Source organism: Gordonia aichiensis NBRC 108223 (genome assembly GCF_000332975.1).
Taxonomy (GTDB): Bacteria; Actinomycetota; Actinomycetes; order Mycobacteriales; family Mycobacteriaceae; genus Gordonia; species Gordonia aichiensis.
Window position 1 is genome coordinate 102,652 of sequence record NZ_BANR01000005.1, and the last position, 18,495, is coordinate 121,146.

Consider the following 18,495-nt stretch of genomic DNA (forward strand, 5'->3'; position numbering starts at 1 on the left):
CGGTGCTGTGTCGGTGCAGGTGGTGTCCTACCGAATGTCCGCGCGCCTTGAACCTACCCGCCCGATCACCTCGGCGACATCGGGCCGGGCGAAGTCGCCCGGGACACGCCCGCGCACACTCCCGGCGGGGGGAAATCGGGCACGTGGGGGCCGTAGTGGCCGCAGACCAGCGTGAGGTCTTAGTGTTGCGTGGTGTCCACCGTGTCAAAGGCGTCTGTCGCGACGAAACGGCTGCTTCTCGGCAGACCCTTCCGTAGCGACACATTGGGCCACACGCTGCTGCCCAAGCGGATCGCGCTACCCGTCTTCGCTTCTGATGCGATGTCGTCGGTCGCCTACGCGCCGCAGGAGATCTTCCTGGTGCTCTCGGTCGCCGGTCTGTCCGCCATGACCCTCGCCCCGTGGATCGCACTCGCCGTCGCCGTCGTCATGGCGGTCGTCGTCGCCAGCTACCGACAGAACGTGCACGCGTATCCGTCGGGCGGCGGCGACTACGAGGTCGCCACGGTCAACCTCGGCTCCAATGCCGGCCTGGTCGTCGGCAGCGCGCTGCTTGTCGATTACGTGCTCACCGTCGCTGTGTCGATCTCCTCCGCTGCGGAGAACATCGGATCGGCGCTGCCGTTCGTGCACGAGCACCGGGTGTGGTTCTGCGTCGCCGCGATCGTGGTGCTCGCCGCGGTCAATCTACGCGGCATCAAGGAGTCCGGTTCGGTGCTGGCGATCCCGACCTATGCGTTCATCTTCGGCGTGATCGCCATGCTGCTGTGGGGGGTCATCGAGATCTTCGTTCTCGGCAAGGACGTGCGGGCCGAGACGGCCGACTTCGGAATCCGCGCCGAGAACACACATCTCGCAGGCATCGCATTCATCTTCCTGGTCGCGCGGGCCTTCTCGTCCGGTTCCGCGGCGCTGACCGGTGTCGAGGCCATCAGCAACGGCGTACCCGCATTCCGGAAACCCAAGTCTCGCAACGCTGCGACGACGCTGCTCATGCTCGGCACCATCGCGATCATCCTGCTGCTGGGCATCGTGATGCTCGCCGAGCGGATCGGCGCGAAGTACGTGTCGGATCCCGCTCGGGATCTGATCGGCGCGCCGCCGGGATATCAGCAGGAAGCGCTCATCGCGCAGTTGGCGCAGGCGGTGTTCGAGAGTTTCCCGTTCGGGTTCTACTTCGTCGCGGTGGCGACGGCATTGATCCTGATGCTGGCGGCCAACACCGCGTTCAACGGGTTCCCGGTCCTCGGTTCGGTCCTCGCGCAGGACCGATTTCTGCCCCGTCAGCTGCACACTCGCGGTGACCGGCTTGCCTTCAGCAACGGCATCATCTTCCTCGCGGTGGCGGCCATCGCCTTCGTGGTGGCGTTCGGTGGCGAGGTCACCGCGCTCATCCAACTCTACATCGTCGGAGTGTTCGTCTCGTTCACGCTCAGCCAGGCGGGAATGGTGCGGCACTGGACGCGCCTGTTGCGCACCGAGACCGATCCGCGCGCGCGGCGTCGGATGATGCAATCGCGGATCATCAACTCGGTCGGCCTGGTGATGACGGCGACCGTGCTGGTGGTGGTACTCATCACGAAGTTCACCGCGGGTGCCTGGATCGCGATCCTGGCGATGGTCATCCTCTTCGTGTTGATGAAGCTGATCCACCATCACTACGCGTCGGTTCAGCGTGAACTCGAGCGCGTCGAGGCCGAGGACGAGCAGGTCCTGCCGAGTCGCACGCATTCGATCGTGTTGGTGTCGACGCTGCACATGGCCACCAAGCGTGCGCTGCTCTACGCGCGGGCGACACGACCGGACGTGCTCGAGGCCATCACCGTCAACGTCGACGACCGCGATACCCGCATCCTCGTGTCGCAGTGGGAGGAGAGCGACATCACGGTCCCGCTCAAGGTGATCGCGTCGCCGTATCGTGAGATCACCCGCCCGGTCATCGAGTATGTTCGCCGCGTCCGCCGCGAACATCCGCGCGACGTGATCACGGTCTTCATCCCCGAGTACGTGGTGGGGCACTGGTGGGAGCAGATCCTGCACAACCAGTCGGCGCTGCGGCTCAAGACCCGACTGCTCTTCGAGCCGGGCGTGATGGTCACCTCGGTACCGTGGCAGCTCACCTCCTCGGACCGTCGTCGCGATGACCTCGAATACAACGCACCCGGAGACACTCGACGCGCATTGGGCGGACAGTGAGTTGCTCCGCACAGCTACCAGAGACACCTGCGGTCACCGTGCGCGTCGATCGTCCCGCGAACGGGGGAGAAGCGGTCGGACGCCTCGATGACGGTCGGGTGATGTTCGTCCGGGGAGCGATTCCCGGCGAGACGGTCGAGGCGCGCGTCGTCGACACCCGATCGGAGTCGTTCTGGCGCGCAGAGGCCGTCGCCGTCCGCGACCCCTCACCACATCGCGTCGATGCGATCTGCCCGGCCGCGGCTCACGGCGCGGGGTGTTGCGACCTCGCATTCATCGAACCCGGTTACGCGAGGGCGCTGAAGGCGCAGGCACTCGAGGATGTGCTCGTCAGGGTGGGTCATTTCACCGCCGACCGCGTGCACGACTGGTGCGCCGACGACACGGATCCCGACGCGCCTCCAGCCATCGCCCTCCGTTCGCTGTCCGACGACGCCACCGGCTGGCGCGTGCGCACCCGGCTGGCGATCGACGGCGAGGGCCGGTGCGGACAGCATCGGTTCCACAGCGGCGACGTCGTGGTGGGGGCCGATTGTGTGCAGCCCGTTGCCGGACTTCTCGACGGACTCGACGAGCGACGCTTCACACCCGGCGCCGAGTTGGCCGTCGTCGGAGACGACGCGGGTCGCAGGCACCTCACCGAGATCGCGCCCGCAGCACCGCCACACCGCCGCGGCCGTCGCGATCGGGGCAGGAGTGCTGCACAGCGTCGTCGACGCAGCGTTGAATCACGCAGGGCCACGACGGTACTCGAAGGCGACGCATTCGCTGCGCACCGTGTGGGCGATCGGGTGTGGTCGATCCCGGTGACGGGCTTCTGGCAGGCGCATCGGGCGGCGCCGACCGTCTATGCAGACACCGTCGCCGAGTTCGTGAGCTCGACGTCGATCTCGCGGTCGCCGACGTGCTGGGATCTCTACGGCGGTGCGGGAATCCTGGCCGGCGCACTCGTCGACACCCTAAATCCCGGCCGGGTGCACATCGTCGACTCCGACGCCGCAGCCCTCGTCGCCGCCGAGGAGGTGTTCGCCGCGGAGGGTGCGTCGGTCGACACACACCGGGGTGAGGTCGCAGCGGTGATCGAATCGTTGCCGTCTCCGGACGTCGTAGTACTCGACCCGCCGCGCACCGGCGCGGGCACGCGGGTCATCGATCGGATCGTCGCCGCCTCACCCGAGGTCGTCGTGCACGTCGGATGCGACGCCGCACGGTTCGCACGTGACCTGGCACTGTTCACCGAACGCGGGTACGCAGTCATCAGGATGCGGGCATTCGACGCCTTTCCGCTGACGCATCACGTCGAGGCGATCGCTCTGCTCGTGCCGATCTCGTCTGCCGGAGTGTGACGAGGTCGAGCATGTGGTGACCGGGAGCACCCGACCGGGATCCGTAGACTGTGCGGCACGACCGCGACAAGCCCGCGCGGCCGGTGCGCGTAGTAGGAGGACTCGATGAGTGTGCTCGAGCGGATCTCATCCCCGGCCGATCTCAAGGCGTTGTCTGCCGATGAGGTGGTCGTTCTCGCCGGGGAGATCCGGGAGTTCCTGATCGAGAAGGTATCGGCTACCGGCGGTCACCTCGGCCCCAATCTGGGAGTCGTCGAACTCACTCTCGCGCTGCACCGTGTCTTCGAGTCACCCGTCGACCCGGTGATTTTCGACACCGGGCACCAGTCCTATGTGCACAAGATCGTCACCGGGCGGGCGGCAGGCTTCGACGAACTGCGGCAGCGTAACGGCCTCACGGGTTATCAGGACCGTGCCGAGAGTGAGCACGACTGGGTCGAGTCCTCGCACGCGTCGGCAGCGCTGAGCTACGCCGACGGGCTGGCGAAGTCGTTCGCCCTGACCGGGCAGGACCGCACCGTGGTCGCCGTGGTCGGTGACGGGGCGCTCACCGGTGGCATGTGCTGGGAGGCGATCAACAACATCGCCGACTCCGATCGCCCGGTGGTGATCGTCGTCAACGACAATGGCCGTTCCTATGCCCCGACCATAGGCGGTGTCGCCAAGCACCTCTCGGGACTGCGGCTTCAGCCCGGCTATGAGAGGCTCCTCGACGAGGGCCGACGCGTGATGCAGATGCTGCCGGTCGTGGGTGGCCCCGCCTATGCGGTCCTGCACGGCATGAAAAGCGGCATCAAAGACCTCCTCGCGCCGCAGCAGATGTTCACCGACCTCGGGCTGAAGTATGTCGGACCGGTCGATGGCCATGACGTCGAGGCACTCGAGGCCGCCTTCACCCACGCGCGGTCGTTCGGCGGTCCGGTGATCGTGCACACCGTGACCCGCAAGGGCAACGGATACATCCACGCCGAGAACCACGAGGCCGATCAGATGCACTCGACCGGTGTCATCGATCCCAAGACCGGTCGTGCGAAGTCGGTGTCGGCTCAGGACTGGACGTCGGTCTTCTCCGCAGCGCTGCTCGAGGCCGGTGCGACGCGGCCGGACGTGGTTGCCATCACCGCCGCGATGCCAGGCCCGACCGGACTCGCCCCGTTCGGCGCGAAGTACCCGGACCGGATGTTCGACGTCGGGATCGCCGAGCAACACGCACTCACCTCGGCAGCGGGCCTCGCGCTCGGCGGTATGCACCCGGTCGTCGCCATCTACTCGACGTTCCTCAACAGAGCCTTCGACCAGCTCCTCATGGATGTCGCGCTGCTGCGTGCGCCCGTCACGCTCGTCCTCGACCGTGCTGGCATCACCGGGCCCGACGGCCCGAGTCACCACGGAATGTGGGACCTCTCACTGATGGCGATGGTGCCCGGCCTGCGTGTCGCTGCACCGCGCGACGCCGTGCGGCTGCGTGAGGAGTTCGACGAAGCGCTGAGCGTCGACGACGGACCCACAGCGCTGCGCTTCTCGAAAGGCGCTGTGCCCGAAGATATCCGCGCAGTAGAGCGCCTCGACGACGGCGTCGACGTGTTGCGTCGGTCCTCGCCCGGGGTCGGAACTGCTGCGGGCGATGTACTCATCGTCGCGGTCGGCGCATTCTGTGGTCTGGCGGTCGACACCGCCGACCGGCTCGCGAAGCAGGGCATCGACGCAACGGTCGTCGACCCGCGGTGGGTCTTGCCCGTCGCGCCGTCCATCGTCAACCTCGCCCGCAGGCACCGGCTCGTGGTCACGCTCGAGGACAGTGGTGTGAGTGGGGGAGTCGGTGCCGCCGTCAGCGCTGCTCTCTCCGCCGCGGAGGTGCCCGTGCCGGTGCAGCTGCGCGGGATCCCGCAGCGATTCGTCGAGCACGCGTCGCGTGGTGAGATACTCGCCGAACTCGGCCTGACGGCGCAGGATCTGGCGCGATCGATCACCGCGACCGTATCCGGGATGGAAACGGTGCCAGAGCTCGAGCACGCAGACGAGTCCGTCGACGTCCCCGACAGTGCGGTCAGCACGGACAGTGCCGTCGACACGCCGGAGGGCGAGCGGAGGGGCTGAGGCGCCCGCCGTCAGTCGGCCATCAATCGTTGCGGTCGGCCTCGTCCGATGCGCGCTCCGCGGCAGCGGTCAGTGCCTCTGCGAGTGCGACGTCGGTGAGTTCGCGTTGCCAGGGTCGTGCTCCGCCCGCGGCGAGGTAGGCGTCCACGACATCGGGGGTCGCGGGCGACGCGACTCCGTCCCACGCGAGTTGACGGACCAGATCGGGTGCGAGCAGGTTCTCAACCGGCACGGTGTTGCTTTCGGCGATCTCCTTGACCACCGGGCGTATCCGCGCGATGCGCGCTGCGGCCTCCGGATCGCGTTGCTCCCACCTGCTGATCGGCGGAAGTCCTACTGTGGGCCCGCGTTTCGAGGGCAATTGGGAGTCTGGGAGGGTGCGCGCCCGCTCGATCGCCCCGAACCAGATGCCGGACTGACGACGCTGACGCGGACCACCGAAGACCGGGAGCCGGGTCAACTCGGCCACCGAGGTCGGCATCGCGTTGGCGGCGGTGACGATGGCCGAGTCCGGCAGAATCCGGCCCGGTGCGACGTCCCTGCGTTGTGCGAGTTCTTCACGCGCAGAACACAATTCGCGGACGGCGGCCAACGAGCGACCGTTCTTCACCGTGTGCACGTTCGCGGTCTTGCGCCACCTGTCGATTCGTGGAGGCGGGGCCGGGCGGTCGAGGACGTGCTGAAACTCCTGGCGGGCCCACTCGTCCTTGCCGGCCTCGATCAGCGCCGCCTGCACGGCGTCGCGCAACTCGACGAGAACCTCGACGTCGAGGGCGGCGTAGTTGAGCCAGTCGTCGGGCAGTGGCCGTCGCGACCAATCCGCGGCGCCGTGGCCCTTCTGAAGGCCGAGCCCGAGGTGGGTGGCGACCATCGCGGCCAGGTTGACCTTGGGCTCACCGAGGAGTCGACCCGCGAGTTCGGTGTCGAAGACCGTCTCACAGTGGAAACCGAGCTCCCTCAGACACGGCAGGTCCTGGTCGGCAGCGTGGAGAACCCACTCCGGACCGTCGAGAGCCTCGATCACCGGCGCAAGTGCCTCGGGCTCGCTGATCGGGTCGAGGAGAAAGCTGCCTGCGCCCGTACGGCGCAGTTGGATGAGGTAGGCCCGCTGCGAGTACCGATATCCCGATGCACGCTCGGTGTCGACGGCTATCGGGCCGGAGCCTGCGGCCAGTCGCTCGGCGGCAGCGGAAAAGTCGGCGGCACGGGAGAGTACCGGCGGGACGCCGTCGGCGGGTGAGAGCAGTGGTTCGACGACGGGCTCGGCGTCGACCTCGGTTCCGGCGCCGCGATCGGAGGGCCGATCGTCGGAGACGCTCATACCGCGCCGAGTTCGGTGACCCCGACCGGCGGAAGGCCTGCGGCAGACGACAGCACGTCGCAGAACGCCTCGAGGTGTCCGCCGAGTCCTTCGGCGGTCGGAGCGGTCCACGAGGCCCGCAATTCGAGCTGATGTGCCCGTGGGGGACCCGCTATGTCGCCGTAGCGCACCGACGTCGTCGATGTCACGGTGCCGCCCAGCGCGGTGACGACGATCGGTTCGCCGGTTCGTGATGTCTGTGCACCGTCGCCCGACGTCGCGCCGACCTCGACCCCGAGGGCGTCGGCCAGCCAACTCCACGCGACCTCGGGCAGTAACGGGTCCATGGCCAGCGCGGCCTCCACCTCTGCCTGGATGTATGCGACGAGGCGCATGGTGCCGTTCCAGGCGTCCTGGCCTGCCGGATCGTAGAGCAGGACCAGTCGACCGAAGGCGCTTCCCGACGAGTCGACCGGTACGTCGTCGTCGGCGTCGGGCACACGGACTTCGGCGCCGACCGCGTAGCTGTACGGTGCGAGCCGCTGCGGCGGACGGATCGGGCCGACCTCGATATCGCGCCGGATCTGGGCGGTATGCAGCGACTCGACCGCTGTGCGGAAGTCAGCAGGCTCCGTCGGAGCTCCAGAAGAGGTCACATCTCGACGGTAAGGCGAGGTGCCCGACCCGCGCCGGAGGCGCGCCGGGCGAGGTTGGGCCTCGGCGGGCTGCGGGTTCGTCGCACATGGCAGAGTGATCGGTGATGTCACAACGTGTCCGCACCCGCCGAAACCACTCCCGGATGCCCCTCGTCGCAGCGGCGACCGGTGGCACGCCCACGCGACGTCCCGTGTGGTTCATGAGACAGGCAGGGCGCTCACTTCCCGAATACCGCGCGATCCGCGCTGATCACGGCATGCTCGAGTCGTGTTTCGACCCGGCGATGGTCTGCGAGATCACGATGCAACCGGTGCGACGTCACGATGTCGACGCCGCGATCCTCTTCTCCGACATCGTCGTGCCGCTGAAGGCTGCGGGCATCGACCTCGACATCGTCGCGGGCACTGGGCCGGTCATCGAACACCCGGTGCGCACGGCAGACGACGTGGCGGCGCTCCCGGCCCTCGAGTCGCAGTCGGTCGGTGCCATCGCGCGCGCAGTCGGGCTGATTCTCGACGAACTCGACGACGAGACCGCGTTGATCGGTTTCGCCGGAGCGCCCTTCACTCTCGCCTCGTACCTCATCGAGGGCGGGCCGAGCCGCAATTACACCATCACCAAGTCGATGATGTATTCCGCACCCGAGCTCTGGCACGCGCTGATGGGGCACCTCGCCGACATCACGATCACTTTCTTGCGCGCACAGCTCGACGCGGGTGTCGACGCCATCCAGCTCTTCGATTCGTGGGCCGGAGCGCTCTCGGGCGCCGACTACCGGACATTTGTCGCGCCGCACAGCGCACGCGTGCTCGCCGAGGTCTCCGACTTCGGGGTGCCGCGCATCCACTTCGGCGTCGGAACCGGAGAACTGCTCTCTTCGATGACGCAGGTCGGGGCGGACGTCATCGGCGTCGACTGGCGGGTACCGCTCGACGAGGCCGCTCGCCGTGTCGACGGAGACGTTGCTGTTCAGGGAAACCTCGATCCCACAGTGCTTTTCGCTGGTGATGCCGTCGTCGACGCGCACGTGCGACGTATCGTCGCGGAGGGGCAGCGTGCCATTGCCCATGGCGCGCGCGGACACATCTTCAATCTCGGGCACGGTGTGCTGCCGGGGACCGATCCCGACGTCATCACGCGGACCGTCGAGCTGGTCCACACGATCTGAACGTCCGTGAGGTGAGGACATGACCATCGACGTCGCTGTGGTCGGTGCGGGGATCTCGGGTCTCACCGCGGCCTACCGGCTCAGGCAACGACTCGGTCCCGACGCGCGCATCGACGTCTACGAGGCGGACGAGCGGGTAGGCGGGATCCTCAAGACCGTCGACGTCGGTAGCCCAGGTGCGGATCCCATCGGCATCGACGTCGGAGCAGAGGCCTTCATCGTGCGTCGCCCGGAGGCATTGGGGCTTGTCACCGAGCTCGGTCTGGCGGATCGGGTGGTCTCGCCGACCGGGCGTCGCCCCGCCCTGTGGGCGCGTGGTCGCCTGCGCGAGATGCCGCGGCCCGCGTTGATGGGGATTCCCGCCACGCCCGACGCGGTGGCGGATCTGGCCGACCCGGGCGATCTCGCGCGGATGGCGGCCGAGCCCGACCGCCCATTCGAATGGGTACCCGGCAGCGATATCTCGGTGGGAGACCTCGTTGCCGACCGGTTCGGCCCGTCGGTGGTCTCGCGCAGCGTCGACCCGATGCTCGGCGGCGTGTACTCGAGCCTCGCCGCCGACATCGGGTTGCGCGAGGCGCTTCCGGCGCTGGCCGCGCGGCTGGACGCGGGTGCGTCGAGTCTGACCGAAGCCGTGCGCGAGCTCCTCGACAATCCGACCGCCTCCGGTCCGGTGTTCGGCACGCTGATCGGTGGTTATCGCGTGCTCGTGGACGCGCTCTCCGACGCCGCACGCCCTGATCTGCGCTTCAGTGCGGCCGTGACGGACATCCGGCGCGACGACGGGCGGTGGGCACTGTTGACCGGCGATCAGCCGGTTGCTGACGCGAGCTACGACGGGGTGGTGCTCGCGGCGCCCGCATGGATGACCGGCCACATGCTGCAACGCGCGGCGCCCGAGGTCGCGTCGACCCTGCGTGCCATTGAGCGCGCGAAGTCGGTGGTCGTGTCCATGACCCTCGCGCCCCACACCGCGCTGCCCGACAACTCCGGTGTCCTCGTGGCCACGGGAGAGGATCTGCGAGCCAAGGCATTCACTCTGAGTTCGCGGAAGTGGGCGCATCTCGGTCAGCCGGGAGCGGCTGTGTCGGTTCGCGCGTCGTTCGGCCGGTATGGGCAACCGGTGCCCGGAGAGGACGCGCAGCCGGGGATCGACGGCATGCTGCGCGAGTGGGCGGCGGCCGATCTGGACCGGGTGTGCGCGGCGGCAGGCATCGACTCGGTGACCGGTCGCATCGTCGATACCGTGGTGCAGCGATGGACCTTGCCGCGGTACGCGCCGGGCCATCTCGCTGCGATCGCCCATGCCGAGGACGCCCTTCCCGCGGGGCTCGCGCTCGCGGGCAACGCGGTGCGGGGTGTCGGAGTACCTGCGTGCATCGGCCAGGCCGGTCGAGCCGTCGAGCGCCTCGTCGCCGCGCTCGGGGCGTAGATCTCGGCTGGTCGAGTCGCGGTCGGTCAACGGGTTTGTCTGCGGACGGGCTTGTCGAGACCACCACCTGGCTGACGGCTGACAGTCGGCCGGTGGCACGATTGGTGGTATGAGCCGACTCGACTACACCGCGCTGAATTCGACGATCCGCTACCTCATGTTCTCGGTCTTCGCCGTGCGCCCCGGCGAGCTCGGCGACGATCGGGACCAGGTGAAGTCCGACGCGACAGACTTCTTCAAGTCGCTGGAGGATCAGGGTGTCGTGGTACGTGGTGTGTACGACGTCTCCGGCCTGCGAGCCGACGCCGACTTCATGATCTGGTGGCATGCCGAGCAGATCGAGCAATTGCAGGCTGCCTACAGCCGATTCCGGCGTGAGACCGTGCTCGGCAAGGCGTGCGATCCGGTGTGGAGTGCCGCGGCCCTGCACCGCCCTGCCGAGTTCAACAAGAGCCACGTTCCGGCGTTCCTTGCGGGCGAGGAGGCAGCGAAGTACATCTGCGTCTACCCGTTCGTGCGGTCCTACGATTGGTACCTGCTGCCCGACGACGAGCGTCGAACGATCCTTGCCGAACACGGCATGGCCGCTCGCGGATACAAGGACGTGCGCGCCAACACCGTCGCGTCGTTCGCGCTCGGCGACTACGAGTGGCTGCTCGCCTTCGAGGCGCCTGAACTACACCGCATCGTCGACCTCATGCGTGATCTGCGTGCCACCGAGGCACGCCGTCACGTGCGCGAGGAGGTCCCGTTCTTCACCGGTCCGCGCACCGAGGTCACCGACCTCGTCGACGCCCTGCCGTGACCAGCCTGCCGTGACCAGCCCTGCCGTGACCAGCCCGCCGTGATCAGTCCTGCTCTGGTTCGAGCGTCAGGCTGATCGAGTTGATGCAGTAGCGCAGGTCTGTCGGGGTGTCGTATCCCTCGCCGGCGAACACGTGTCCGAGGTGGCTTCCACAGTTCGCACACAGCACCTCGGTGCGTGTCATGCCCAGGGAGTCGTCGGTGCGTTCGATGATCGCGTCACCCGCCAGGGGGGAGAAGAACGACGGCCAGCCGCAGTGCGAGTCGAACTTCTGGTCGCTGCGGAACAGTTCGGCGCCGCACGCACGGCAGCGATAGACGCCGGTGGTCTTGGTGTCGGTGTACTCGCCGACGAACGGGGCCTCTGTGCCCGCCTGTCGCAGGACGCGGTACTCCTGCGGGGACAGGCGTTCGCGCCATTGCTCATCGGTGAGGTCGGACAATTGGTCGGGGGTCTGTCGGTCGGATGCTGACGGGCTTCCTGAAATCTCGGAGGTCATGCTCCAACGGTACGAGCGGCCGAATGGCTTTGCCACAACTGAGCGGCCCCGTGATTCACGATGCGGCTGTTGCCGACTCCTTGGTCGCCGACGGGGTGTGCGAACTCTGCGGTCGTGACTGCACAACCGGCTCGCCCTTGCCGCGGATGTCGAGGTAGCGGAACAGCAGCGAGCAGAACACGGCGATCATCAGCAGCGACCAACCGTAGGTGACCTTGTTGTACTCGAGCATCCAGCCGAAGGCCGTCCACTCCCGCGAGTAGAACGAGTCGAACGTCATGCAGCCGTACACGCCGAGCCATGCGGGCCAGTTCCGCATTGTGGAGCCGGGGATCAGCACGGTCATCACCAGCGGGAAGAGCAACATCGAGTAGTAGCCCTGACCGAGTGCACCCACGAGGAACGTGGTCGTCAGCAGCACGCCCGACGACGTGGTCAGCCAGAGCAGTTCATTTGTGGTCCGGTAGTACCGGTAGAGGAACCACAGGGCGAACACTGCCATCAGGACGAAGGCGATGCGCAGGACGAGCACCAGCCACGGCGCAACACCGAAGTAGGCGCCGTTGCCCGCGATAGAGCTGTTGTAGTAGTCGCGTGCCTCACCGAGATAGGGGATCGTCCGATCGATGAACGCTTCCGGATCCGCCGACAGTGGCCACGCGATGATCATCAGAATCAGCGGCACGCCGATTCCGGTGACGAGGATGCGCCACTGACGATTGAGGAGCGGGAGCAACAGCAACGGCGCCAGTACCGGCTTCACCGCGATGGTCAGTCCGATCGGGACGCCGGCCCAGAGGTCCTGGCGCTTCATCATCAGGAGCATGAACGCCGACATGCCAAGTAGCACAAAGGCGTTGAAATTGGTGAAGATCAGGGTGTGCGCGGTCGACTCCGTCATGAAAAAGAAGAAGAGGATCGTGGGCAGCACCCATGACCTGATCGAATAGCCGAACAGCTTCGTCAACAGAATCGCCGAGATCACCAGCGCCACCACACTCACGCCGATGAAGATCCATCGCGACGTCTGCGGATCGATCACCGAGATCGGTGCCATCAATAGCGTGCCCGACGGCGGATACAGATAGTGGGGGTCAACGGTGTTGAGGTTCTCGTTGTAGACCGGCTGGTTGTTCATGAACCGCAACGCAGCCTGGTAGACGGGCGAGAAGTCGTCGGTGCGGTCGCCGTTGACGGCAAGGATCACCGACCGGTGGATGGCCGTCATGATGGTGAGCGGCCACAGCACCAGCGGGATGATCCGCTGGACGTTCATCTGTGGGTAGAGAATCCGGTCGAGAGAGGCCACCCGCGAACCGTACTACGAGTGGTGGCCGACACCGAGGTGACCCCGCCGTGCGAGCCGCATCCTTTGGCGATGTGCGCAGCGGTGAAGGGTCAGGTCGGGCAGCCGCGTTCGGACGGCCCGCTCAGCGGAGCCTGCTTGACGTAGTCGGTCACGACGTCGGCTGCGCAGTCGCTGCGGGCGAGCACCGAGTAGCCGAGGCCGTCCCACGTCACGCCGACCGAGTCGGCACCGGCCTTGGTGAGCACCGTGTTGACCGTTGCGATGCCGTCGCCTCCATTGACCGGGTCACCTGTTCCGTTCAGCAGCAGCGGCGGAACAGGGTAGGAGTTCGGGGGGTTGACCGTGGGTGTCGACGCCCAGCCGAGGCACCTGCCGAGCGTGAGCGCCGAGGTGGTGCCGGTGAGCGGGTTCTGCTTGCTCCAGGTGGTGGCGAGACCGGGAATCTCATTCTGACCGATCGGTCCCGACACGTCGTTACACGCGGCGACCAGCTGTCCGTCGGATTCACGCAACGCCGCCGCGTTGTCGGCCAGTCGTGCGAGTGTGCGGGTATCGCCGCGGTCGGCGGACGCAACGGCCGACGCCACGGAATTGATTCCGTCGGAATCGTTGGGTGCCAGTGCCAGCGCAGTGGTGATCGCAGCCAGTGCGTCGGTATCGGACATGCCGCCGAGGCGACCGTCGCGGCCTTTGTCCAGAACGCTCTGCATCGTCTGGGTTCCATTCGCGCCGAAAGCACACGATGGCAATGCCGAACAGCGCTGGGCGAAGGTCCGTAACGCCGCCTGGACTCCCGTCGCCTCGCTGGCCCCCGTGTCGCGGGCATTCGCGCCGAACGGGGTCGGTGTATCGAGGATGATGCGACCCGTACGACCGCCGTACTGCGCGGTGTACGCGATCACCACATCCGACCCTTCTCCCACGCCGATCAGACCGAGCCTGTCGACACCCCAGCGTTCCCGAAGCGATTCGAGGTCCGACGCGGCATAGGAGATGCCGAAGTGTAGTTGGTTCGGCGTCAAGGTCTCTGTGCAGCCGTCCGAGGCGGTCGAGGCCGCCGCCGAGAGTCGTGTCAGTCGTGCGGAGGTGTCCGACGACCCGGCCGCGAGCCCGTTGTTCCGAATGGTCGAACGTTCATCGCGTGTCAAGCAGTCGAGGGCTCCGCTTCGTTCGATCCCACGTCTGTCGACGGCGACCACCGGGTTGGCGGCGAGGAGCTTTTTACCCGGCCCGCCTGCGAGGAGCATGAGGGTGCGCGACGAGGGCAGGTCGGAACCCGACGTCAGTACGAGGGGAGGGGCGTCGGCGGGCGTGTCGGCGGTCCTGGCGCGGGTGAGGGCGACGTCGATCGTGTCGCCTGGACGATCGGGATCGATGGGCGAGGGCAGGCTCGCGCACTCGATCGTCACGCCGCTCGGTGCCGACGTCGAGAAGTCGCGTGCGACCCGGCTGCCACACTCGCGCCAGTCGAGTTCGTTGCGGGGCTTCTGCAGTGCGGCGATCTGCGGTGCGGCACTCGATGAGGCGGGCGATCGCTCGCCGCCGCCGTCGCCCGCCGGTACGAGTCCCGGGCCGGTGTCGGGGCCGACGGCGCACGAGGACACCACGAGGACCACGAGCAGTGCGCAGACGGCACCGATGCCGGAGGTCGAGGGGTGGCGAAGACGCCAGGGTCGTCGGTGTCGGCCTCGCGCAGATCCCATGAGGGCGAGCGTAGTCAACGGCTCCACCGGCTGAAGACGTAGCCGTCGGTGTCGGTGAGGAGGTGCACGGGACGCAGGTGATGCAGCGAGGGGTTGCCCCGGTCGCTGTGCGCGATGCGAGGTGCGTCGCCGGACAGCAGGTTCGGACTGGTCGTGAGGCACAGTTCGTCGACGAGGTCGGCATCGATGAACGAGCCGAGCAGGCTCGGGCCTCCCTCGCACAGGATTCGTGGTGATCCGCTCGCGGCAAGGTGGGTCGTCACGGCATCGGGCTCGAGGGAATCATCGCCGCAGTCGACCAGCGTGGCGCCCGCATCGAGCAGCCGTGCACGGCGATCGGGGTCGGCCTGGGCGCAGGTGAGAACGACAGTGCCCGGGTCGTGGAGCGGTCTGAAGTCGGGGTCGATGGTGAGTGAACGCGACGTCAGTGCCAGTCGCGGTGCAGGGGTCTGCCCAGCCGCCGATCTGCGCTCGGCGAAGTCGGCGTCGGGTTGCGGTTGGCCGTATCCCTCTGCGATTGCGGTCTTCGCGCCCACCAGAACGACGTCGCACAGCCCCCGCAGAACTCGGAAGATCGCTTTGTCGCCGGCGCCGCCGAGCCCACCCGACTTGTCGTCGATGGCCGCGGCGCCGTCGAGCGTCGAGATCATGTTGACCCGGAGCCACGCCCGGCCGCGATCGGAGGGATAGGCGTACAGATCAGCCAGCTCGGTGAGGCTGCTCTCCGGAGAGAATGTGACCTGGGTCGCTTTCTGCAGGTAGAGCATCTCGTCCTCTCGACTGGTATCGCTACGCTCCGGATATGGTGGCTAGTCTTGTCGACCGCAATCCGGTCGTGTCTCCCGACGCTCTCATCGATGAGATGGTGCCTCCACCGACCTTCGACGAGGTCAGCTTCGACACCTACATCCCGGACCCGAACGAGCCTACGCAGTCCGCCGCGGTCGACGCCGCGCGCGACTTCGTCACTCGCGCCCGCAAGGTCAGGGGTGGCAAACGCGGGCTGTTCTCGCGCAACAAGCAACAACAGGGGATCGGGCTCTATCTCGACGGCGGGTTCGGTGTCGGCAAGACCCACCTGTTGGCGTCGATCTACCACGCGATGCCCGAACCTAAGTCGTTCGCGACGTTCGTCGAGGTCACGCACCTCGTCGGGGCGCTCGGCTTCATGCAGGCCGTCGAACGGCTCTCCGACCATTCGGTGCTGTGTATCGATGAGTTCGAGCTCGACGACCCGGGCGACACCATGCTGATCTCCCGGCTGCTCGCCGAGCTCACCGCGCAGGGCGTCTCGATCGCCGCGACGTCGAACACACTGCCCGGGCAATTGGGTGAAGGCCGTTTCGCGGCGCAGGACTTCCTACGGGAGATCCGCAAGCTCGCGTCCGTCTTCGACACGATCCGGGTCGACGGACCCGACTACCGTCATCGCGACCTCCCGCCTGCTCCCGACCCCCGCAGCGAAGCCGACCTCGTCGCTCTCGCGGAGTCGACGCCCGGCGCGACCCTCGACGATTTCGACGCTCTCAGTGAACACCTGAGCACCCTGCACCCCTCCAAGTACAAGGCCTTGGTCGACGGCGTCTCCCTGGTGTGCATCAGCGGCGTGCATCCCGCCAAAGACCAGTCGGTGGCGCTACGGCTCGTCGTGCTCGCCGACCGGTTGTACGACGCGGACATCCCGGTCACGGTGTCGGGCGGGAAACTCGACGAGATCTTCACCGACGAGATGCTCGCAGGTGGTTACCGCAAGAAGTATCTTCGTGCGACGTCGCGCCTTCTCGCATTGTCGCGATCGTCGGAATCGGCGATCGGCTGAGCGTCTCTCGAATTTCAGTGTTCGAGTGTTCACTGACGGCTCGGCGTGCTTTACTTACTCCCCAGTAGCGCAGACGTGTCGGGGGACGGGGTTCTGCGCTCTCGTGAGCGAGGTGCGCCAGCGGCTCGCATAATCCGACCCTGGGGGGCCAAGCGTGCGAATGGTGATGACGGTTGCTGCCTGTGTTGCAGCACTCTTTCTGGGAACAGCAGTATCGGCGCCGGCATCCGCGGCGCCCGCGGGCGCGTCCGACGCCTCGCGCATCGAGGCAGTGAGTATGTCGAGCGCCACGCGCGCCCAGGTGACCACCTACTCGGCAGCTATGAAGAGGCGGATCACCGTCAGCGTGCTGTTGCCGCGTGATCGGTCGACGCCGAGTCCGACGCTGTACCTCCTCGACGGGATCGACGGGGGCGTGTACACCAATTACACCCAGAGCGGTTGGACATATCAGACCGACATCGAGAAGTTCATGGCCGACAAGCAGGTCTACGTCGTCCTTCCGATCGGCGGGACCGGCTCGTACTACACCGATTGGCGCTCAAGCGATCCGGTGCTCAAGAACAATCGGTGGGAGACCTTCCTGACCAAAGAGCTCCCGCCGCTGATCGCACAACGGTTTGCCACCAATGGCGTCAACGCGATCGGTGGGTTGTCGATGGGTGCGCTGGGTGCAATGTCGATAGCGGTCCGCAATCCCGAAATGTATTCGGGGGTGGCTGCATTCAGCGGATGTCTCGATCAGGGAACTCCCGACTTCCGGCGTGCAACGGCTGCGACCGTCGAGACGCGCGGTGGAAACCCGAACAACATGTGGGGGCCCATCACCAGCTCATTGTGGGCCGCGCACGACCCGGCAGCGCACATCGGCGCGCTGCGCGGAAAGTCGATCTACGTCGCGGTCGGCAACGGCCTGCCTGATCTCTCGCTCGGCGTGAAGGGCATCGCCTCGCCGGTGGGTGGCGCGCTCGAGAGCGCGGCCCTGCGTTGTACCGAGGCGTTCAAGCAGAAGGCCGACCGTGCGGGAGTGAAGATCACCTACAACTTCCGGCAGGGACTCCACTCGTGGGGATACTGGAACGAGGACCTGCACCATGCGTGGCCGACGATCGCCAAGGCGCTCGACGTTCGGGCGGGTTGACCGTAGATCGGCGGGTCACAATCGTCGACTGAAGATGAAATCGTGCTCGATCCTGCCATTGAGATCAAACGTCTTGACGCCGGCGCGCCGGAATCCCATCTTGGTGTAGAACCGTTGTGCGCGAACGTTTTCCTGGTTCACGCCAAGCCAGACGACCACACTCCCGTGAGCGCGGGCGGCTTCGATCGCGGCGCGCATCAGCAGATGCGCGGGAGGGTCGGTGCGCCCGCGGGCGTGATGGTCGGGCACCACGTACATCTTCGAGATCTCCGACGATGCTCGCTCGGTGATCACAGCGGCCACGTCCGGCGCGGTGGGCGGTCGGTGGTGCACCAGCGAATAGCCGACGACCGCGCCCTCCTCGGTGCGAGCCACGAGAACGTCGCTCTGCTCGCTGGCGATGTGGTCGGCGAAGGACTGCACGCCGAGGCTCGTTCGGATGTACGCGGCGATGTCGTCGGGTGCCGAATGCGGGGGACAGGCCAGCGGAAAGGTCGCTGCCGCAACAGCAGCCACGTCGGGAGCCTGCGAAGGCTCGGTGACGAGGTCGACGACGACCTGGCGTGTCGCACGGTCCGCATCCGACCTCGTGGCAGCTGATCCGACGTCCTCCGAGCACGTCGACGTCGTCGACGCTACTTCTTCCCGCATGTGCAGTTCTCGCCGCACTGACACGAGGGACCGCAGGTGCAGTCGGGGTTGTCACAGGCGGGCGCATTCACATGAGTATTCATGCATATCAGTGTAGTTCTCGGATGCCGGGGCGATTGGTGGCGCAATCGGCACCCGTGGCGACCGGCTCGTCACTCGATCTGCAGGCGCCACGACCCCGCGAAAACTTCCTGCAGTTCAGTGACCTCATAGGCCATCGCCCCGGTATCGCCGGTGGTGGCCGTCGAGTTGACGATGAGCATGCCGTCGGTGATCTCCCACTTGTGGCTGTCGCCGTCGAATCTCGTGCCGTTGCCTGCGGCGTCGAAGACGGTGAAACTTCCCGCGCGGTAGTCGATGTTCATGGTCGCA

General features: G+C 66.8%; 16 protein-coding genes. 8 read left to right on the top strand and 8 right to left on the bottom strand.

Going from position 1 to position 18,495, the window contains the following annotated elements:
- Nucleotides 1-192: 192 nt before the first annotated feature.
- The 3 genes from GOACH_RS07755 to dxs all read left to right on the top strand — a co-directional run bounded on the left by GOACH_RS07755 (nt 193) and on the right by dxs (nt 5,639).
- Entirely contained in the window at nt 193-2,196 is a 2,004-nt protein-coding gene (locus GOACH_RS07755) for an APC family permease (protein ID WP_174320816.1), read from the top strand.
- A complete protein-coding gene (locus GOACH_RS07760) occupies nt 2,193-3,542 on the top strand; it encodes a class I SAM-dependent RNA methyltransferase (RefSeq protein ID WP_005173042.1) in 1,350 nt (449 codons plus the stop codon). The genes GOACH_RS07755 and GOACH_RS07760 overlap by 4 nt, the downstream gene beginning before the upstream one ends.
- 105 nt (nt 3,543-3,647) lie before the next feature.
- Nucleotides 3,648-5,639, top strand: a complete 1,992-nt coding sequence (gene dxs, locus GOACH_RS07765; RefSeq protein ID WP_005173044.1) for a 1-deoxy-D-xylulose-5-phosphate synthase — start codon at nt 3,648-3,650, stop codon at nt 5,637-5,639.
- A 22-nt stretch (nt 5,640-5,661) separates the two neighbouring features.
- Here the strand turns inward: dxs and GOACH_RS07770 are convergent, their stop codons facing one another.
- Nucleotides 5,662-6,960 carry an HRDC domain-containing protein gene (locus tag GOACH_RS07770; RefSeq protein WP_005173046.1) on the bottom strand — a complete coding sequence of 433 codons (1,299 nt, stop codon included), beginning with the start codon at nt 6,958-6,960 and terminating at the stop codon, nt 5,662-5,664.
- Nucleotides 6,957-7,595 carry a DUF3000 domain-containing protein gene (locus GOACH_RS07775; protein ID WP_005173048.1) on the bottom strand — a complete coding sequence of 213 codons (639 nt, stop codon included), beginning with the start codon at nt 7,593-7,595 and terminating at the stop codon, nt 6,957-6,959. Before GOACH_RS07775 ends, GOACH_RS07770 begins: the two co-directional genes overlap by 4 nt.
- 143 nt (nt 7,596-7,738) lie before the next feature.
- Between GOACH_RS07775 and hemE the strand changes: the two genes are divergently transcribed.
- The 3 genes from hemE (at nt 7,739) to hemQ (ending at nt 11,001) form a co-directional block, all read left to right on the top strand.
- The gene (hemE, locus tag GOACH_RS07780) at nt 7,739-8,764 is read left to right on the top strand and encodes a uroporphyrinogen decarboxylase (protein WP_005173050.1); all 1,026 of its coding nucleotides are present in this window, start codon (nt 7,739-7,741) and stop codon (nt 8,762-8,764) included.
- 19 nt (nt 8,765-8,783) lie between these two features.
- Complete coding sequence (gene hemG, locus GOACH_RS07785) at nt 8,784-10,196, top strand: protoporphyrinogen oxidase (RefSeq protein ID WP_005173052.1); 1,413 nt, start codon at nt 8,784-8,786, stop codon at nt 10,194-10,196.
- A gap of 109 nt (nt 10,197-10,305) precedes the next feature.
- Entirely contained in the window at nt 10,306-11,001 is a 696-nt protein-coding gene (gene hemQ, locus GOACH_RS07790; RefSeq protein WP_005173054.1) for a hydrogen peroxide-dependent heme synthase, read from the top strand.
- 43 nt (nt 11,002-11,044) lie between these two features.
- On the opposite strand, the gene msrB is transcribed toward hemQ, so the two are convergent.
- The 4 genes from msrB to GOACH_RS07810 form a co-directional block, all read right to left on the bottom strand.
- Entirely contained in the window at nt 11,045-11,500 is a 456-nt protein-coding gene (gene msrB, locus GOACH_RS07795) for a peptide-methionine (R)-S-oxide reductase MsrB (protein ID WP_005173056.1), read from the bottom strand.
- 55 nt (nt 11,501-11,555) lie between these two features.
- On the bottom strand, nt 11,556-12,809 hold the full coding sequence (locus GOACH_RS07800) for a glycosyltransferase family 87 protein (RefSeq protein WP_005173059.1): 1,254 nt from the start codon (nt 12,807-12,809) through the stop codon (nt 11,556-11,558).
- 89 nt (nt 12,810-12,898) lie between these two features.
- Entirely contained in the window at nt 12,899-14,512 is a 1,614-nt protein-coding gene (locus tag GOACH_RS07805; RefSeq protein ID WP_245551844.1) for an alpha/beta hydrolase, read from the bottom strand.
- Nucleotides 14,513-14,526: 14 nt separating this feature from the next.
- Nucleotides 14,527-15,279 (bottom strand): pyrimidine reductase family protein, encoded by a 753-nt coding sequence (locus tag GOACH_RS07810; protein WP_005173064.1) that lies wholly within the window; start codon nt 15,277-15,279, stop codon nt 14,527-14,529.
- A 35-nt stretch (nt 15,280-15,314) separates the two neighbouring features.
- On the opposite strand from GOACH_RS07810, the gene zapE reads away from it, so the two are divergent.
- Both zapE and GOACH_RS07820 read left to right on the top strand, forming a co-directional pair.
- The gene (gene zapE, locus GOACH_RS07815) at nt 15,315-16,331 is read left to right on the top strand and encodes a cell division protein ZapE (protein ID WP_005173065.1); all 1,017 of its coding nucleotides are present in this window, start codon (nt 15,315-15,317) and stop codon (nt 16,329-16,331) included.
- 160 nt (nt 16,332-16,491) lie between these two features.
- Complete coding sequence (locus GOACH_RS07820; RefSeq protein WP_005173066.1) at nt 16,492-17,472, top strand: alpha/beta hydrolase; 981 nt, start codon at nt 16,492-16,494, stop codon at nt 17,470-17,472.
- Nucleotides 17,473-17,487: 15 nt separating this feature from the next.
- On the opposite strand, the gene GOACH_RS07825 is transcribed toward GOACH_RS07820, so the two are convergent.
- Both GOACH_RS07825 and GOACH_RS07830 read right to left on the bottom strand, forming a co-directional pair.
- On the bottom strand, nt 17,488-18,123 hold the full coding sequence (locus GOACH_RS07825; RefSeq protein WP_005173067.1) for a GNAT family N-acetyltransferase: 636 nt from the start codon (nt 18,121-18,123) through the stop codon (nt 17,488-17,490).
- A gap of 152 nt (nt 18,124-18,275) precedes the next feature.
- The gene (locus GOACH_RS07830) at nt 18,276-18,488 is read right to left on the bottom strand and encodes a hypothetical protein (protein ID WP_005173068.1); all 213 of its coding nucleotides are present in this window, start codon (nt 18,486-18,488) and stop codon (nt 18,276-18,278) included.
- Between the last annotated feature and the right edge of the window lie 7 nt (nt 18,489-18,495).